This is a genomic window from Salegentibacter sp. BLCTC (assembly GCF_015143665.1).
GTDB lineage: Bacteria > Bacteroidota > Bacteroidia > Flavobacteriales > Flavobacteriaceae > Salegentibacter > Salegentibacter maritimus.
In genome coordinates, this window is the sequence record NZ_WYEW01000003.1 from 183,122 (window position 1) to 200,004 (window position 16,883).

The 16,883-nt window shown below is 37.8% G+C and carries 12 protein-coding genes and 1 tRNA gene; 7 read left to right on the forward strand and 6 right to left on the reverse strand.

All coding sequences use genetic code 11. The annotated features are described in order from the left end of the window. Positions 1 to 82: 82 nt before the first annotated feature. From polA to GUB10_RS04140, 3 genes are all read right to left on the reverse strand, one after another. Entirely contained in the window at positions 83 to 2,914 is a 2,832-nt protein-coding gene (gene polA, locus GUB10_RS04130) for a DNA polymerase I (RefSeq protein ID WP_193710181.1), read from the reverse strand. Positions 2,915 to 3,017: 103 nt separating this feature from the next. Next, positions 3,018 to 4,331 (reverse strand): sugar MFS transporter, encoded by a 1,314-nt coding sequence (locus GUB10_RS04135; RefSeq protein ID WP_193710182.1) that lies wholly within the window; start codon positions 4,329 to 4,331, stop codon positions 3,018 to 3,020. Continuing rightward, positions 4,332 to 5,303, reverse strand: coding sequence for a N(4)-(beta-N-acetylglucosaminyl)-L-asparaginase (locus GUB10_RS04140; RefSeq protein ID WP_193710183.1), 972 nt, complete (start codon positions 5,301 to 5,303; stop codon positions 4,332 to 4,334). It lies immediately after the preceding gene. 204 nt (positions 5,304 to 5,507) lie between these two features. On the opposite strand from GUB10_RS04140, the gene GUB10_RS04145 reads away from it, so the two are divergent. Then, positions 5,508 to 6,734 (forward strand): metallophosphoesterase, encoded by a 1,227-nt coding sequence (locus GUB10_RS04145; protein WP_193710184.1) that lies wholly within the window; start codon positions 5,508 to 5,510, stop codon positions 6,732 to 6,734. Positions 6,735 to 6,858: 124 nt separating this feature from the next. Continuing rightward, entirely contained in the window at positions 6,859 to 7,155 is a 297-nt protein-coding gene (locus GUB10_RS04150) for a co-chaperone YbbN (protein WP_193710185.1), read from the forward strand. On the opposite strand, the gene GUB10_RS04155 is transcribed toward GUB10_RS04150, so the two are convergent. Then, positions 7,152 to 7,943 carry a polysaccharide deacetylase family protein gene (locus tag GUB10_RS04155; protein ID WP_227740301.1) on the reverse strand — a complete coding sequence of 264 codons (792 nt, stop codon included), beginning with the start codon at positions 7,941 to 7,943 and terminating at the stop codon, positions 7,152 to 7,154. The genes GUB10_RS04150 and GUB10_RS04155 overlap by 4 nt on opposite strands. Before the next feature lie 121 nt (positions 7,944 to 8,064). Beyond that, positions 8,065 to 11,358, reverse strand: coding sequence for a DUF2723 domain-containing protein (locus GUB10_RS04160; protein ID WP_193710186.1), 3,294 nt, complete (start codon positions 11,356 to 11,358; stop codon positions 8,065 to 8,067). A gap of 321 nt (positions 11,359 to 11,679) precedes the next feature. Between GUB10_RS04160 and GUB10_RS04165 the strand changes: the two genes are divergently transcribed. Further along, positions 11,680 to 11,752: transfer RNA gene (locus tag GUB10_RS04165), tRNA-Gln, on the forward strand. Positions 11,753 to 11,914: 162 nt separating this feature from the next. Here GUB10_RS04165 and GUB10_RS04170 read toward each other — a convergent pair. Beyond that, complete coding sequence (locus GUB10_RS04170) at positions 11,915 to 12,667, reverse strand: DUF5995 family protein (RefSeq protein WP_193710187.1); 753 nt, start codon at positions 12,665 to 12,667, stop codon at positions 11,915 to 11,917. Between the two features lie 204 nt (positions 12,668 to 12,871). Between GUB10_RS04170 and GUB10_RS04175 the strand changes: the two genes are divergently transcribed. The 4 genes from GUB10_RS04175 (at position 12,872) to GUB10_RS04190 (ending at position 16,700) form a co-directional block, all read left to right on the forward strand. Next, on the forward strand, positions 12,872 to 13,543 hold the full coding sequence (locus tag GUB10_RS04175) for a hypothetical protein (protein WP_193710188.1): 672 nt from the start codon (positions 12,872 to 12,874) through the stop codon (positions 13,541 to 13,543). Next, the gene (locus GUB10_RS04180) at positions 13,543 to 13,839 is read left to right on the forward strand and encodes a hypothetical protein (protein WP_193710189.1); all 297 of its coding nucleotides are present in this window, start codon (positions 13,543 to 13,545) and stop codon (positions 13,837 to 13,839) included. Before GUB10_RS04175 ends, GUB10_RS04180 begins: the two co-directional genes overlap by 1 nt. Position 13,840: 1 nt before the next feature. Continuing rightward, positions 13,841 to 15,076 (forward strand): patatin-like phospholipase family protein, encoded by a 1,236-nt coding sequence (locus GUB10_RS04185; RefSeq protein ID WP_193710190.1) that lies wholly within the window; start codon positions 13,841 to 13,843, stop codon positions 15,074 to 15,076. A 112-nt stretch (positions 15,077 to 15,188) separates the two neighbouring features. Further along, a complete protein-coding gene (locus tag GUB10_RS04190) occupies positions 15,189 to 16,700 on the forward strand; it encodes a peptidase M19 (RefSeq protein WP_193710191.1) in 1,512 nt (503 codons plus the stop codon). Positions 16,701 to 16,883: the final 183 nt, after the last annotated feature.

Sequence of the window (16,883 nt, forward strand, 5' to 3'; positions counted from 1 at the left end):
AAAACCTCACAGTTTAAGCTGTGAGGTTTTTTGCATTAAGATCGTAATTTCTACTGCCAACCGGACCACTGCCCACTGCTTTTTAATGTGCTTCCAGCCAGTTCTGGCCTTCTCCTAATTCTACATCTAAAGGAACATCTAGTTTGTAAGCGTTTTCCATTTCAAACTGGATCATCTTTTTTACTTCTTCAACTTCGTCTTTATGGGCGTCAAAAACCAATTCATCATGGACCTGGAGTAGCATTTTTGTTTTAAACTTCCCTTCATTTAATTTCATATAAATATTAATCATTGCCAACTTAATAATATCTGCTGCACTACCCTGTATGGGTGCGTTTACAGCATTTCTTTCGGCAGCGCCCCTTACCACGGCATTTTGCGAATTAATATCTTTTAAATAACGTCTTCTGCCTAAAATAGTTTGTACATAGCCATTTTCACGTGCAAAATCTATTTGATCGGCAATATAACCGGTTAGTTTAGGATAGGTTTTATAGTAAGTGTCAATAAGTTCCTTGGCTTCGGCCCGTGATAAATTGGTTTGGTTGCTTAATCCAAAAGCCGAAACACCATAGATTATCCCAAAATTTACTGTTTTTGCGTTACTTCTTTGTTCCCGGGTTACTTCGTCTATGGGTACATTAAATACCTGGGAGGCTGTAGCGGCGTGAATATCTTTGCCATCTTTAAAAGCTTTCATCATATTCTCTTCTTTGCTAAGCGCAGCGATAATTCGTAATTCAATTTGAGAATAATCGGCGGCCAACAGAATATGGTTTTCGTCTCTTGGAACAAAAGCTTTTCTAACCTGGCGCCCACGTTCGGTTCTAATAGGGATATTTTGAAGGTTAGGGTTGTTGGAGCTTAGTCTTCCGGTGGCTGCAATAGTTTGAACATAATCGGTATGGATCCTGCCAGTAGCTTTCTGTACCTGATTTGGCAGTGAATCTACATACGTATTCTGTAATTTAACCAAAGCTCTATACATTAACACATCTTCTACGATTTTATGTTCTTTAACCAGGTTAGATAGTACATCTTCACTGGTTGAATATTGCCCGGTTTTGGTCTTTTTTGGTTTTTTAACCAATTTCATTTTTTCAAAAAGAACAAGTCCTAATTGTTTTGGGGAGCTTATTTTAAATTCTTCGCCAGCTTCTTCATATATACTTTTCTCCAGGTCTTTAATGTCGCTATCCAAGGCATCAGAAAGTGATTTTAGGAATTTCTCGTCTAACTTTATTCCTTCCAATTCCATAGCGGCCAGTACTCGAACCAATGGAATTTCAATATTATCAAACAGCTTTCGGGTGTTTGCTTCTTTTAATTCCTGTTCAAAGAATTTTTTAAGTTGAAGGGTTACATCGGCATCTTCTACACCATACTCGGTTTGCTGGTCTAAAGGAACTTCCCGCATAGATTTTTGGTTCTTTCCTTTTTTTCCTATTAATTCTGAAATAGGCTGCGGGGTGTAGTTAAGGTAAGTTTCGGCAAGAACATCCATATTATGGCGCATATCCGGATTTATCAGGTAATGCGCTATCATAGTATCAAATAACTTCCCTTTTATTTCAATATTATATTTAGCTAAAACCTTGATGTCATATTTTAAGTTTTGGCCAATTTTTTCAATGTTTTCATCTTCAAAAAACGGTCTTAGCTCCTCAATAAGTTCCTGTGCTTTTTCTTTTTCTTCGGGAAAAGGAAGGTAAAAACCTTTGCCGGTTTCCCATGAAAAAGCAATACCTACCAGTGTTGCTTCCAAAGCATTCAAGCTGGTTGTTTCAGTATCTATACAAACGCTTTTTTGTTTTGCTAAATTTTGAAGGAAGATTTGCCTGGCCATTTTGCTGTTTAGGCTTTGATAGACGTGTGCAGTATCTTTTAAAGATTTTCTTCCGCCCGATGTAGCTTCAATTTTTTCTGAATCATTTCCTGAAAACAATGAAAATTGACCTTCTCCGGCATTTTTTGAAACTTTTTTAGCTGAAGGAGAGTTGCTAACCTGGGTTTGAGGCGCGTCTTCTTCGCCGCTAAATAACTTTATAAATTGATCTTTAAGCCTTCTAAATTCAAGTTCATCAAATATATCCTGAACTTTTTTGGCGTCAGGTTGGGAAAGCTCATAATCTTCAGCGTGAAACTTTACATCACAATCGGTTAGGATGGCGGCCAGTTGTTTAGAAAGAATACCCTGTTCGGCATGGCTTTCTACCTTTTCTTTCATTTTTCCTTTTAACTGGTCGGTATTGGCCAACAGCTCTTCCATGCTTCCAAATTGCTTCAGGAATTTTTTAGCTGTTTTTTCGCCCACTCCAGGAAGTCCGGGAATATTGTCTACAGCATCTCCCATCATTCCCAGGAAGTCTATCACCTGCTCGGGACGCTCTACTTCAAATTTCTTTTGTACCTCGGGAATTCCCCAAATTTCTATCCCATTTCCCATTCTTGCCGGGCGGTACATAAAAATATTTTCAGATACCAACTGGGCAAAATCCTTATCGGGGGTTACCATAAAAACCTGGTAGTTCTCTTTTTCTGCTTGTTTGGCGAGAGTTCCTATTATATCATCGGCTTCGCAGCCGGCTAATTCTACCACAGGAATATGCATGGCTTTTAAGATATCCTGTATAATAGGAATAGCATCTTTTATAGGTTCTGGCGTTGCATCGCGATTGGCTTTATACTCGGCAAACATTTCGGTTCTTACCTGACTGCCTTCTTTATCAAAACAAACGGCCAAATGGTCTGGCTTTTCGCGTCTAATAACATCAAAAAGGGAATTCATAAACCCCATGATGGCCGAAGTGTCAAAACCTTTAGAGTTTATCCTTGGGTTTTTAATAAAGGCGTAATAGCCCCTAAAAATTAGGGCATAGGCATCAACAAGAAACAGGCGTTTTTGAGCAGACATATCTTTTGGAATATTATTTTTTCTGAATATCCCAAAACTACAAAGATATTATCATACTGGCTTTAGGCCTTGCTAAAAACTTATAGATTAATACCAGATAAAATTAGGCTACTGCAACTTTTCTTTTCTTATTCCTATAAGCGTAATAAAAAATATAAGCGTAGCAAAGCATTACCAAAATTAGGGCTACATTAAAGTTAAAAGAATCTGTAAGGTAGCCATAGGCAGGAGGGATAATAGCACCTCCCACAATCATGGTGCATAAAATTCCCGAACCCTGGGCTTTATCGTCTCCCAGGCCATCTAGCGCAAGACTAAAAATGGTAGGGAACATAATTGAATTAAATAATCCCACACCTATAATGGTCCACATGGCAGTAAGCCCTACTGTTAGATTAGAGATAAGGATCATTCCAATGGCTCCAATAGCAAAAATGCTTAGAATTTTTGCCGGATTGAATATAGAGGTAAGATAGGAACCAATAAATCTACCAATCATAGCTCCTGTCCAGTAAAAAGTAACAAAGACTCCTACTACAGCCATATCGCTAGATGCTGAAACACCTGTGTTTAGAATCCATTCTGCAATAGTACGCATAAAAGAAGTTTCCCTTACTGTAGTGGCAAGATCAAGGCTTAGAAAATAGTTTACCATATAGCTTCCCAGGGCAACTTCGGCACCTACATAACAGAACAATCCAATAGCGCCAAGAATAAGATTTTTGTTTTTTAATACTTTTCTGTAATCGTTAGAAGCTTCTTTGTCGCCAACTTTTGGAAGTTTTACAAAAAAGAAAACAAGGGCAATCACTCCTATAAAAGCAGCAATTCCTAAAAATGGCGTTTGTACTGCAGCTGCTTCAGCAGCTAAATAGGTTTTTTGGGCAGTAGCATCCAGGGCTTCAATTTCAGCACTGGTTTTTACCTTGTCCTGAAGAATAAAAAGAGCTCCTAATGCCGGAGCAATTGCTGTTCCCAGTGAATTAAATGCCTGTGAAAGGTTAAGCCTACTGGAAGCCGTTTTTTCTGGTCCAAGAATAGTTACATAGGGGTTTGCGGCGACTTGAAGTATGGTGATACCCGCTGCAAGTGTAAAATATCCCAGCATAAAAATTCCGAAGACACGATAGGAGGCCGCCGGATAAAATAATAAGCAGCCCATCGCCATAGTTGCAAGCCCTAGAATAATTCCTCTTTTATATCCAATTTTAGATAAAATATAACCTGCTGGGATAGATAGTAAAAAATAGGCCCCAAAAAAGGCGAATTGTACCATTCCGGCCTGAAAATAGGAGAGGGTAAATACTTCCCGAAGTCTTGGTATAAGAGAATCTACGAGAACAGTTATAAACCCCCAAAGGAAAAAAAGTATAGTTACAAATATAAATGCAGTACGGTAAGATCTTTTTTGTTCCATTTAGAGATAAGATTGGCTGGGTGTATTGGTGTTTTTGTTGTCTTGATATTTTACAAAGGTAAAGCCTTTATGGAGGCAATAAGAACCTACTTCCCCATTTTTTCCCAAAGCTAATAAAGCTACCTGAAAATCTTTGTAATTGCTGTTCTGTTTAACAATTCGCTGTATGGCAATTTCACAAGCTTCTTGTGGGCTTTTGCCCTGGCGCATTAACTCTACAATAAGAAAACTGCTTACACTTTTCATAATGGCTTCGCCCATTCCCGTGGCTACTGCGCCGCCAATTTCATTATCAATATAAAGTCCTGAGCCTATAATAGGAGAATCTCCAACCCGTCCATTCATTTTGTAGGCCAGTCCAGAAGTGGTACAGGCCCCGGCAATATCGCCTTTTTCATCAAGGCAAAGCATTCCAATGGTATCGTGGTTTTCTATATTAATTATTGGTTTGTATTCTTTCTTTTCTAACCATTTTCTCCATTTTTCTTCCGACTCTTTCGTTAGTAAATTTTTTGGTTTAAATCCTTGTTGAATGGCAAATTGGAAAGCTCCCTCCCCGGCAAGCATTACATGGGGTGTTTCTTCCATGACTTTTCTGGCTACAGAAACGGGGTGTTCAATTTCTTTTAAATAAACCACGCTGCCACATTCTCCTTCCGGAGACATTATACAGGCATCCAGGGTAACATTTCCATCTCTATCGGGCGCGCCGCCGTTTCCAACCGTTGTGTTGTTAAGATTTGCTTCTTCAACCCTTACGCCCTGTTCTGCGGCATCCAGGGCCGAGGCTCCTTTGTAAAGTAACTCGCCGGCAGTTTTACTGGCTTCGTGAAAATTCCAGGTGGCTATACAGATAGGGGAAGGTTTGTCCTGTTTTTTAAAAGTGGAGGCGTGTAAATTATAGGTGCCCGGTAAAAGGGTGACACCAGCACCGGATATACCGGCTGCTTTTATAAAATTTCTTCGTTTCATCGCTTGTTTTATTATAATTAAAAAGCCTTGAAAAATACTTCTTATTGCTGGTATAGTCAAATTTTATAGCTAAACAACATTTCTGGCACTATTTAAGTGCTTGTGTAAATATGGTTTAAGGCCTGTAACAGGCGTTAAATTAAAGCTAAACCAAATTTTAAAAATGATGATTAAAAGTATATTCGCAAAAAAATGGGATTGCTGATGCGTTGGATATTATTTATAATTTTCGTCTTATTTATTGAGATTTACGCCTACCAGGCATTAAAAACCATAACCCGAAATTACTGGGCGGTGTCGCATTATTTTGTGGTGACCCTTGCTGTATTTGCTAATTTTCTTTACCAATGGTTAACACCGGTAGAAGGGAGTTTGCTTACCGGTGCCAGGGGATATGCTTTTGGTTTTTTGCTTTCGGTGCTCCTATTTAAGCTTATTTTAACCTTAATCATGTTTGGGGAAGATATCTATAGATTGGGTGTTGGGACTTTTGAGAAGTTCTTTTCCTCTAAAGAAGATTTTTCCCTTCCGTCCAGAAGAAAATTTTTAAGTCAGTTGGCCCTGGGAATAGCGGCCATTCCATTTGCTTCGGTTTTATATGGTATGTATAAAGGAAGGTATAATTTTAGGGTGCTTAATTATACGTTATATTTTGAAGATCTTCCCGAGGCTTTTGATGGATATAGACTTGCACAAATTAGCGATGTTCATAGTGGCAGTTTTGATAATGAAAAGAAGATTAAATACGGGATAGACCTTTTAAACGAACAAGGTGCAGATATCGCTGTTTTTACCGGGGATTTAGTGAATAATGAAGCTTCAGAAATGGAGCCCTGGAAAGACTTATTTGGTCAAATAAAAGCAAAGGACGGAGTTTTCTCTGTCTTGGGAAATCACGATTACGGCGATTATAAGCAATGGAATTCGGCCCGGGAGAAAAAGGAAAATTTAGATACTTTAAAAGAAACCCACGCCAATATGGGTTGGAAACTTTTGCTAAACGAGCATAAGTTTATTGAAAAAAATGGAGAAAAAATTGCCCTGGTTGGTGTGGAAAACTGGGGTGCCGGCGGATTTAAAAAAGTTGGCGATTTAGATAAAGCAGGAGCGGGACTAAGCGAGAAAGATTTTAAAATTTTATTGAGTCACGATCCTTCTTATTGGCAGGAAAAAATAAAAAACGACAAAAAGAATTACCACTTAACACTTAGCGGCCATACTCACGGAATGCAGTTTGGAATTGAAATTCCCGGTTGGTTTAGATGGAGTCCTGTGCAGTATAGATATCAAAATTGGGCAGGAATATATGAGGAATTTGGACGTTATATTAATGTAAATCGCGGATTTGGCTATTTGGCATTTCCGGGGAGAGTGGGGATTTGGCCTGAAATTAGTGTAATTGAACTCAAAAAAGGTTCAAAACCCGCATAATTTATAGAATTTACTATATTTGAATTAGTGTTTTCTCCAAAGAATTATCATTTTAACCATTGTATTACCAGTCTTATTTTAAAGTAGAAAAGGGGACTGCGAATTTAATTAAAACAAAAGCTGCATGTCAAAATTTGGTGAATTAATAGACCTCAATATTCCGGTGTTGCTGGATTTCTATACCGAATGGAACGAGGATTCTAAACTTATGAACCCGGTCTTGCGAGAAGTTGCCGCCACTATGGGCAATAAGGTAAAAGTGATAAAAATAGATGTAGATAAAAATGTACAGCTTGCCGAAGCCCTTCGGGTTAAAGTATTGCCAACACTTATAATTTATAAGTCTGGCGAGATGAAATGGCGCCAAAGCGGCGAACAGGATGCAGCAACCCTGGTAGGAATTCTAAAGGAATATCTTTAGAGCGATTTAAAGGCAAAGCCTTTTTCGGTATAATGTTTTAGTACTTTTGGTAGTACATACTTAAGGTGTTCTGAAGCCTTGATACTGTCGTGAAAAACAATAATACTTCCTTCCGAAGTATTTTTAAGAACATTGCTTAAGCATTTTTCTTTAGAAATTCTGTGATCAAAATCACCGCTTATCACATCCCACATAACGATCTTATAATGCTGTTTTACAAGTTCTGCAGCTTGTGAATTTTTAATCTTTCCGTAAGGTGGGCGGAATAGTTTTAGGTTTAAGCTTTGGGATTGAAAGTTCTGGGTTGCGAGTTGCGGGTTTTGTTCCCCGGTTTCGTGGTTTCTGGTTTTTCCTTTTTTGTTCTTGCTTTCTGTTCCCTTTCTCTTTTCTCTATTGTCTCTTTTCTCGCCTCTATTTTCAAGAAGGCTTTCTTCAGCTTTCAATACGTTGTTAACATAGGCATCGGTTTTCGTTTTCCATCCGTTTAGATGGTTAAAAGTGTGATTTCCCACACGATGTCCTCCTTTTAATATCTGCTGAAATATTTTCGGGTTTTTTCTAATGTTATCACCTATGCAAAAGAAAGTGGCTTTTGCATGATATTGTTCTAAAGTGTGCAAAACCCAGGGAGTGATTTCGGGGATTGGTCCATCATCAAAGCTTAGGTAAATGGTCTTTTCTGCTTCAAGTCTTGTAAGCCTATTGGGATAAAGCTTTCTTAAAAGGAAAGGATATTTTACTAAAAACGAGCTCATATCGGCTGTCGAAATAAATTTTAAAATTCTCATTGTGTCCCGGAAGCTTTTCGGGATTATTTCAGGACTTTAGATATTGATAATCAAAAAGCCTATTAGAAGCTGAAACGAGTTCAGCTTGACGAAAATAGGCTTTTTGGATATTCCATTTCTTCTATTCCGATGAATCTATCCTAAGAGAATTGCCTGTATTTAATTCAGAATTTATTCCTTCTTCACGTAATACCTCTTCAGGAGCCTCTGGAGTTATTTCTTCTTCTTCACCGTAAAAATGTCTAAACATCTCCAGGTGCTTATTAAACTCATCGGCTTTTTCTTCAATAATCTCTTCATCCTGATGCATTACAAGTATATCTACCAGGGCCCTATAGCGTTCAATATTAGAGATAATTTCATTAAAACTACGGTATTGCCTATCTATATCCCAACTACCGTAATACTGTAAGTTTTCTTTATAATGCGTAGCGATTTTATTCCAAATTTCCCTCGCTTTTTCGGGTTCGCCTACCTCATAATAACCGGTTACGTAGGGCTCTAATAGTGCATAATAATTGTAATGTTCTACCGGCATATTTTCCATAGCAAGATCAAGCACTTTTTTGGCTCTTGTGGTATCTTGCTCATTTAGTAGATTTTCTACCAGCCTGGCCAGGTTGCTTCTGTAGGTAATAGAGTTTCTACGTGTTTCCGGATCGTGATAAATATCGTCTGATCCCATATTGCCCCAATCCCAGTTTGTTACTATATCGTACATTTTATCTGTATTGATACGTCCCATATCATAAGGGTTTCTTGGGTCTACCGGGGTTTTTATAGGCACTAATTTATAAGCAACCCCTTCTAATTGAAGATATTCTTTCATCCACAGATAATCTTCGTCATTAAAGCTTCCACCGGAGAAATAAATAGGTCTTTCCCAGTTATTATTTCCAAGAATATCCAGCATCAACAATGTATTCTTATAAATAACATCTGAATCGATATTGATCACAATTTCATCTACAATCTCATCAGCAAATCGCTCGTCTACGATGCCATTTTTTAACACAGTTTCTTTATCTACCGGAATACGAATATTTTTAGTAGGGAAAGTATTGATCATTTGTCCGCTTTGCAATTCGGCTTGCGTTCTTGGGTCGTCATTTTGAATATAATTCAGCCAGGTTTTAATGGGGATAGTATCGTTTGTAACCTCTTTGGCAAAAACGGCGTCATTAACCCCATTGTAATCTTTATTTTCAAATTGCGAAGGTATTGGGTCGCTGTCAAAAGCCTTTTGCTTCATTTGATCTATATACCAATCGGTAGCAAACAGGCTGGTATTTACAACTCTTACATCGGTACGGTAACGTTCAATTTGCTGCACATACCAAAGCGCAAAAGTATCGTTATCCCCAATGGTGAAAATAATTCCATTTTCATCTACAGAATCCAGGTACATTTTGGCCATAGTAAGGGTAGTATCCCTACCGCTACGGTCGTGGTCGTCCCAGTTTTCTGAAGCTAAAAGTACCGGTACTGCCAGTAAAGATGCAGCAATTACAATAGGTGCTGCCAGTTTTGGTTTTAGGAATTTCTTAGCCCAATCAAATAGTGCATAGGCGCCAAAACCTATCCAGATAGCAAATACATAAAATGAACCTACTAAGGCATAATCACGCTCACGTGGCTCAAAAGGCCTTTCGTTAAGGTATATTTTTAAAGCTATTCCTGTAAAGAGGAAAAACACCAGTAATACCCAAAAATTATTTTTATCACGTTTAAATTGAAAAACGAGTCCTATTAATCCCAAAATTAAAGGAAGGAAATAGTAGGTGTTTCTTGCTTTATTGTTTTTAACATCGCTGGGAAGGTTATCCTGAGGCCCTATGTGCATCTCGTCTATAAAATCTATACCGCTAAGCCAGTTTCCATGCAAATCGGTATATTTTCCCTGGTTATCGTCCTGGCGCCCAACAAAATTCCACATAAAATAACGCCAGTACATATAGCCAATTTGATATTCTAATAAATACCCAATATTAGAGGCGAAAGATGGTTTTTCTATGTTGAGGTAATCCCCAAACTGGCGAAGGAAATTATGATAATCGTTATTATCTAACTCACCCTGTGCATACCTGTTTTGAAATTCGTTTACCGCGCTCACCAGTCTCTCTTCGCCCTGGTATTCGGGTTTTATAGTAAATTCCAAGGGGCCGGTAAAATCCATATAATTGGCCGCGTGTTGCGAGCTCCACATTCTCGGCAAAATGGCCTTATGGGAATCGTCCAGGTTTTGTCTTGCGTTTTTATAATCGTTTACAATTATATATTTTCCGGCTTTTTCGTCTTTCTCGTATTTAGGTTTTGCATCGGCATACGGATTGTTTGCATCCAGGCCAGCATACATTTCAGAAAATTGCGGACCATAAAACAAATGAGTTTCCCCGTATTGTTCCCTGTTATAATACGCCAATAGTTCACGGGCGTTATCGGGGCTGTTTTCATTAATAACCGTAGGGGCATTAGACCTTATAGGAAGCATCACCCAACTGGAAAACCCGATAAGGATAAAAAGAATGCACAGAAATAGGGTGTTTAATTGAAAATAATTTTTCTTCCGGGTATAATTAATTCCGAAGTAAAAGAGGGCTACAATGGCTAAAAGCGCTATGATGGTACCTGTGTTAAAGGGAAGTCCCAGGGAGTTGGTAAAGAACAATTCTGAAGCAGCAAAGAATGTAAGGGTGTAGGGTAGGAGTAGTTTAAAGATAAACATCAAAACAGCTACCACTACAATATTTGCAATGATAAAGTTCTTTACAGTAACTTTTTTGTAGTTTTTAAAGAAGTATAAGAAGCCAATTGCAGGAATGGTAAGTAGGCCCATAAAGTGAACTCCAAAAGATAAACCTACCACCAGTGAAATTAAAATAAGCCATTTATTTCCTCTTGGTTTAAACATATCCCTTTCCCAAAGCAGGCCTAAATAGAAAAGCAGCGCCATAATACAGGCGGCCATAGCATACACTTCGGCTTCTACGGCACTAAACCAAAAGCTATCTGTAAAAGTGAAGGCTAAAGATCCAACAAGGGCACTTCCTAAAACCGCCACTTTATTGGCGGGCTTAAGCTTTTCTGCGGGTCCGGCTATTTTTAAAACCAGTAAACTTATAGACCAGAACATAAACAACACAGCAAAAGCACTGGCCGCCCCAGACATGAAATTCACCATAAGTGCAACCTGAGAATTGTCGGGTGCGAAAGTAGCAAAGAATGCACCTAGCATTTGGTATAATGGTGCTCCCGGAGGATGCCCTACTTCAAGGTTTGCTGAAGTAGCAATATACTCACCGGCATCCCAAAAACTTGCTGTTGGTTCCAGGGTGAGGGTGTATGTGGTGAGTGCAATTAAAAATACCAGCCATCCCAATATTTTGTTCCACTTCTTAAAGCTAAAATCTGTCATTTTATAGTAAAATTGAATCTTATGTGGCGAATTTAATAATAAAAATAAGAATGCCCGATAATCGGGAATTAATTGAATTGAGGTTAAGTGAACTTACAGCTTATTTTACAGCATTACTGCCTTAAGATTTGCTGAAGTAGTTTAGTAACGGACTTTAAAACAAAATATTTTCTGAAAAGACTGGAAATAAAGCTGTTTTGCAAGCTCTCTGTACCATTTTTTTAAAGTGAATTCAGGCCTTAAGAAAAAACTATAATTTTTTTGTGGAAAAAGTTTGTGCAATAGAAACTTTGTTTTAAATTTGCATCCGCATTACAGCAATGGCCTATGGTGTAACTGGCAACACGTCTGGTTTTGGTCCAGAAGAGTCTAGGTTCGAGCCCTAGTAGGCCAACAAATTAAACCGAATTCTGAAAAGAGTTCGGTTTTTTGTTTTGGAGAAAACTGGACGGGGGATAAAGTGGATCAAGACCATTTTGGATCAAGACCATTTTCTGGGTTTTTGAGTTTTTAAGCAAGAATTGTAGTTTACTCCATAATTAAAAGCAAACTCCTATTAGCTTGTAATTTTTTTAAGCTTGCGCATCTTACTTGCTACCGACCCTAATTCTCCAAGCCTAACAACACCGATTAAAAAACGTATTCGGGGTGGGTGATTTGTTATAATATCGGCAACTTTAGCCACCGCGATATCCCTTTCTAAAACACAATCTTTGTAAGCTTTTCCCTGCGGTGCGTGTAATGTCTTAGCAAACCGCCAGACACCATCACGAGCCAATTGCATACTAAAATTGGTCATAAGATTATCTACCTGCCCGGTATGTTTTAAAATATAGCCCAGCGGAGGCCAGATAGTTGCCAGGTTATGCTGTACCTCTTCTACCAAATCGGCCAAAATCTGGTTAATTCTATTAAAATCTGCTTTTAAATTTTCAATATTTTTTCCTTCCGAAACCTTGGCCGCAGCAATTCCCAAGTCCAGGTTTATATGGGCATTCATCCCTATCAACAAATGCTGTAAAGTAATTGGCCAAAAATTTGTAGCCAGGTCAAAGGCTTTTTGCCAGGACCTTGCTACCGGTAAATTTCTTTTGTAATTATAATAAGCAACAATATATCTTTCAGCAAAAACAACATCCAGCTTCTCCATTCTTTCTGCATCGTCAAAGTGGCGATTTTCTATGGCTTCTTTTACTTTCCAGGTTACCCTACGATACAAAACGGCAAAATAACCAAGTACATTATTCTCTTTTTCCGTCTCGTTTATAATTTCATCTAAGCTTTCTAATACCTGGGATATATTTTTCATAAAAAACGCTTGGTTAATAGTTAAAATAGGCACAGCCACTTTTTAAAATTCATATAAACATTTCATTTTACAAGACTTAGTATTAAATATAAAAACAAGCCTGTTCTATGTTGGTGTAAATTTATTTATAAAAAAGGATGTTTTTCCCCTTCCTTTAGATAAGAATTTAAGATAATTTTATATAGTTTTCTAATTTTTATAGCTATGAAAAAAATAATATTCAATTTTTATCTTGTAATTATTGCAATATCCTTAGTTTCTTGTGCTAGCATACCCAGGGAAGCTCCGGTACTCTCTCAACAACTTAACACAGAAATCCAGGAGCTTGAAAATTCGCACCTTGGCCTGGTTCATAGCTTTTTTGAGCTAAAAAGAAAAAATGCCAAAGATTATATAAACACCGTATGGCTACCCTTATATGCTGAAAAATATTTTAGGCAACAGGATATTAGCAATATGTGGAATATGGTTGTTAATGAAGGTAGTCCCGAAGACAGGTTACAGTTTATCCTGGCCACGGCTCCCGCCCTGCAAGAAGAAATTAATTTGCAATATGAAACAATGATAGCCCCCCTTGATAAATTAGAATATAAATTAGAACAGGCTCTCAAGGAAAAATATACAAATGCCAGGAGCATCAATAACACCATCACTTCTTTTCTTTTTTCGGCTTCTGAAATTGATGAAAACCGGCAGCGGTATCTCAACATGATTGGTATAAGCGATGATAAAATAAGCAAAACGATTAACGATACAGCCCTAATCACTGAAAAAATGCTCAATACCGCAAACAGTGTAGATAACAGGTATAATGCGATTCGGGAGAACATTCAAAACTATACAGAACAATTAAATAATATCCTAAATCAAATATAATGGGAAATAGCACAAAAATAGATTGGGAAGAATTTCGAAAAAAAGCCAAGAATGCTGCTGTAACGGCTGCAGCTGAAACTAACCAGGAGCTAGCAGGTGAAATGTCTTCTATTACGCATCTTACCAAAAAAGAAATTCAGGAGATTTTTCCCGAAAAGAGTGAGATGGAAGATTTCTCGGAATTAATGGAAATCGTTAAATCCAGCACCTCCCGCAACAATAAGGTAAATAAGATCGCAGCTAATTCTGAAAAGTTCAGTAAAGTTATGCTCTCTCTTTTGGGTAAAATTTTTTAGTATGGGAAACAATAGATTTTTAGACAATCCAGAAGTACAGCAAATAGTTAAGGAAGCAATTGCTCTTAAAGAACAACATAAGCCTTATTCTGATATCGTAGATTCTGAAGGCAATCAATATGTAGACCTGGTGCAGGAAGGAGGTGGCGTTTTGGGGATTGCCTTAGTGGGTTACACCTATATTATGGAAAAAGCAGGAATACGCTTTTATAGCCTGGCTGGAACATCGGCAGGTTCTATAAATACCATATTGATGGCCGGCGTAGCCAAACCAGGGGAACCCACTTCAGAAAAAATAATAAATATAATAGGAGATAAGAATTTTTTCGATTTTGTAGATGGGCCTTCCGGAATTAAAAGACTGGTTCAAAAAAAGATAGAAAATAACAGCAGTATATTCTGGAATGTTGTTTGGAATGCCCGGAAAATTTTTAAGCTGTTAAAAAATAAATTGGGTATAAACCCCGGCAATCATTTTGAAGAATGGCTCACTGAAGCCCTGGAAGAAAATGGTATTCACAGCCTGGCAGATTTGGATAAAAGAAGAGCTACTCTTCCAAAATTAAAGCACTTAACCAATACCGCATACCAATTTAAAAAACCGGGATTAGCCATTATCACCTCCGAAATTACAACGCATAGCAAGGTAGAATTTCCAAAAATGCGAAAATTGTATTGGCAGGAAGCTGAGAATATTCATCCCGCAAAATTTGTTCGGGCTTCTATGTCTATCCCTTTCTTCTTTTATCCGTTTACGGTAAAGGACATTCCCAATGCCGGTAAAATTAAAGACAAAAACTGGGTAGACCTTGTTAGTTATAGCGGCCCTGTGCCGGCATCGGTAAAATTTGTAGATGGTGGAATGTTATCTAACTTCCCAATAAACACATTTCATATTCCAAGCGGGAAACAACCCTCAAGGCCCACTTTTGGAGTGAGGTTAAGTACATATAGAGAGTCTTATGCTAAAACTAGCGGCACATTTGGATACTGCGGAGCTATGATAAGTACCATGAGGCAAATTCATGATTATGATTTTATCCTTAAAAATCCCGATTATGAAAAACTTATTTGCCGTATTGATGCAGATGAAGATTACAATTGGCTAAACTTTGGCATGACAGAAGAGCGCCAACAGCAACTATTTCTTTTAGGAGCGAAAAAAGCCCTGGAATTTCTTCAAAAATTTGACTGGAAACAATACAAAGAAATCCGTGCAAAAATTGGTTGTGATTAAAAGGAGTTAAAGAAAAAGCTAAAGTTTAATGGAGGATCGCATTAGTGATAAAACGAATACCGGCTTTTAGTAAGAAATTAAATAAACGAAACTAAATTAAAAACTTTGAATTATGGAATCGAATTTTATTGTAGATCTTCACTGCCATCCATCCATGAAACCATTTGCAAGATCTTTTGCAAAAACACCCGGCTTACAATCAAGAAATCCGCGGCACAAGCATTCTATCTGGTTTCACGATGCTCCCAGCTTTTTTGATAAAATTAAAAATTATATCGCAACGCTTACCAATTTCGTACAAAGTGATGGCACCAGTCTAAAGCGGGGCCGGGTTGCTGTGGTTTGCCTGTCTTTCTACCCTCAGGAAAAACAGTTTTTTAAAAATAAACTTGGGAAAGCGCTAATTTCGGATGTTCTCACTATGCTGGCAACCGAATTTGGGAAACAGCGTATAGACCATATTCAGGATTTAAAAAGTTATTGGGAAGATTTAAAATTGGAAATGCGATTTGTAAAGCAGGAATCGGGAAATAAAATAAGCATAGACGGACAAAAAGTATGTTATCTAATCTCCAATTCGTATGCTGATATAGAAATTGCCGAACGTAATAATGAACTGGGGGAATCAAAAATAATATTTATTCCTACCATAGAGGGAGGCCATGTTTTCGATCAGGTTATGAATCCCAATGAAGCCTGGAATACCTACCCAGATGGGGTAAACAAAAACGAATTAAAAAGCCTGGTAAAAAGGGTTAAAGAGTTAAGGAGGGAAGAAAACGGAATGATAAGACCGGTTTTTATAAGCCTTGCCCATCACTTTTGGAATGGGCTATGTGGCCACTCCAAAAGTTTAGGCGGACTTGTAAAGTGTATTGTAGACCAGGACAATGGCTTAAACGAAGGCCTAACTGAAGCCGGCAGGAGTGCCATAAGAGCTATGTTAGAAAAAGAAACCGATAAAAACGGGCATATTGTGCCGCCTATTTATATAGACATAAAGCATATGAGCCGTAAAGCACGGCTTGATTTTTTTGATTTCCTAAAGGAGTTCAAGGATCAAAACATCCCAATTATTGCCAGTCACGGTGGTGTTACCGGACTTTCAGAACCCGGGGGCATCAACCAAACACCGGCTGCCCAGCAAGGTCTTTTTATGATCGATGACATTAATTTTTATGATGACGAAATAATTAAAATAGGGAAATCTAACGGCCTTTTCGGAATTCAATTAGACGAACGCCGCATTGCTTCTAAAGTAGTTTTAAGAGAAGCCCGTGGCAATATTAAACGACGGGATATTCTCTATTCGTGGTCAAAACTGGTGTGGAACCAAATAAGACATATTGCCGAAATTTTAGATCTAAACAACCAGTATGCCTGGGGGATACAGGCCCTGGGAACCGATTTTGACGGAATAATAGATCCAATTAACGGTTATTGGACTTCCCAGGAATTAAACAAACTTGATGATTATCTATTAATGCACGCTTATAATTACCTCAAAGAAGTAAAAGAACCCTGCCCTTTAATACAGCCGAGAAACAAAGCTATTTCGGCAGAACAAATTGTGGAAAGGGTAATGACCGGCAATGCCCTAAATGTATTATCTCGAATAATGTAAATAAAAAACCAAATGTATTTAAGTAGGCTGAATTAATAGTCAAAAGCGTAAATATTAAAGGAGACCATTAGGATTAAGATAATGATTTTTGTTGTAAAAAACAGATGAATAAAGTGAAATCAAAGACAATAGTTATAGCTGTAAATTAATTGTTATTCTGCTAAATAATTACCAAAAAACACC

Coding starts and splice junctions, on each gene's coding strand:
- polA (WP_193710181.1), bottom strand. CDS start 2,914: ATGTCTGCTCAAAAACGCCTGTTTCTTGTTGATGCCTATGCCCTAATT.
- GUB10_RS04135 (WP_193710182.1), bottom strand. CDS start 4,331: ATGGAACAAAAAAGATCTTACCGTACTGCATTTATATTTGTAACTATA.
- GUB10_RS04140 (WP_193710183.1), bottom strand. CDS start 5,303: ATGAAACGAAGAAATTTTATAAAAGCAGCCGGTATATCCGGTGCTGGT.
- GUB10_RS04145 (WP_193710184.1), top strand. CDS start 5,508: ATGCGTTGGATATTATTTATAATTTTCGTCTTATTTATTGAGATTTAC.
- GUB10_RS04150 (WP_193710185.1), top strand. CDS start 6,859: ATGTCAAAATTTGGTGAATTAATAGACCTCAATATTCCGGTGTTGCTG.
- GUB10_RS04155 (WP_227740301.1), bottom strand. CDS start 7,943: ATGAGAATTTTAAAATTTATTTCGACAGCCGATATGAGCTCGTTTTTA.
- GUB10_RS04160 (WP_193710186.1), bottom strand. CDS start 11,358: ATGACAGATTTTAGCTTTAAGAAGTGGAACAAAATATTGGGATGGCTG.
- GUB10_RS04170 (WP_193710187.1), bottom strand. CDS start 12,667: ATGAAAAATATATCCCAGGTATTAGAAAGCTTAGATGAAATTATAAAC.
- GUB10_RS04175 (WP_193710188.1), top strand. CDS start 12,872: ATGAAAAAAATAATATTCAATTTTTATCTTGTAATTATTGCAATATCC.
- GUB10_RS04180 (WP_193710189.1), top strand. CDS start 13,543: ATGGGAAATAGCACAAAAATAGATTGGGAAGAATTTCGAAAAAAAGCC.
- GUB10_RS04185 (WP_193710190.1), top strand. CDS start 13,841: ATGGGAAACAATAGATTTTTAGACAATCCAGAAGTACAGCAAATAGTT.
- GUB10_RS04190 (WP_193710191.1), top strand. CDS start 15,189: ATGGAATCGAATTTTATTGTAGATCTTCACTGCCATCCATCCATGAAA.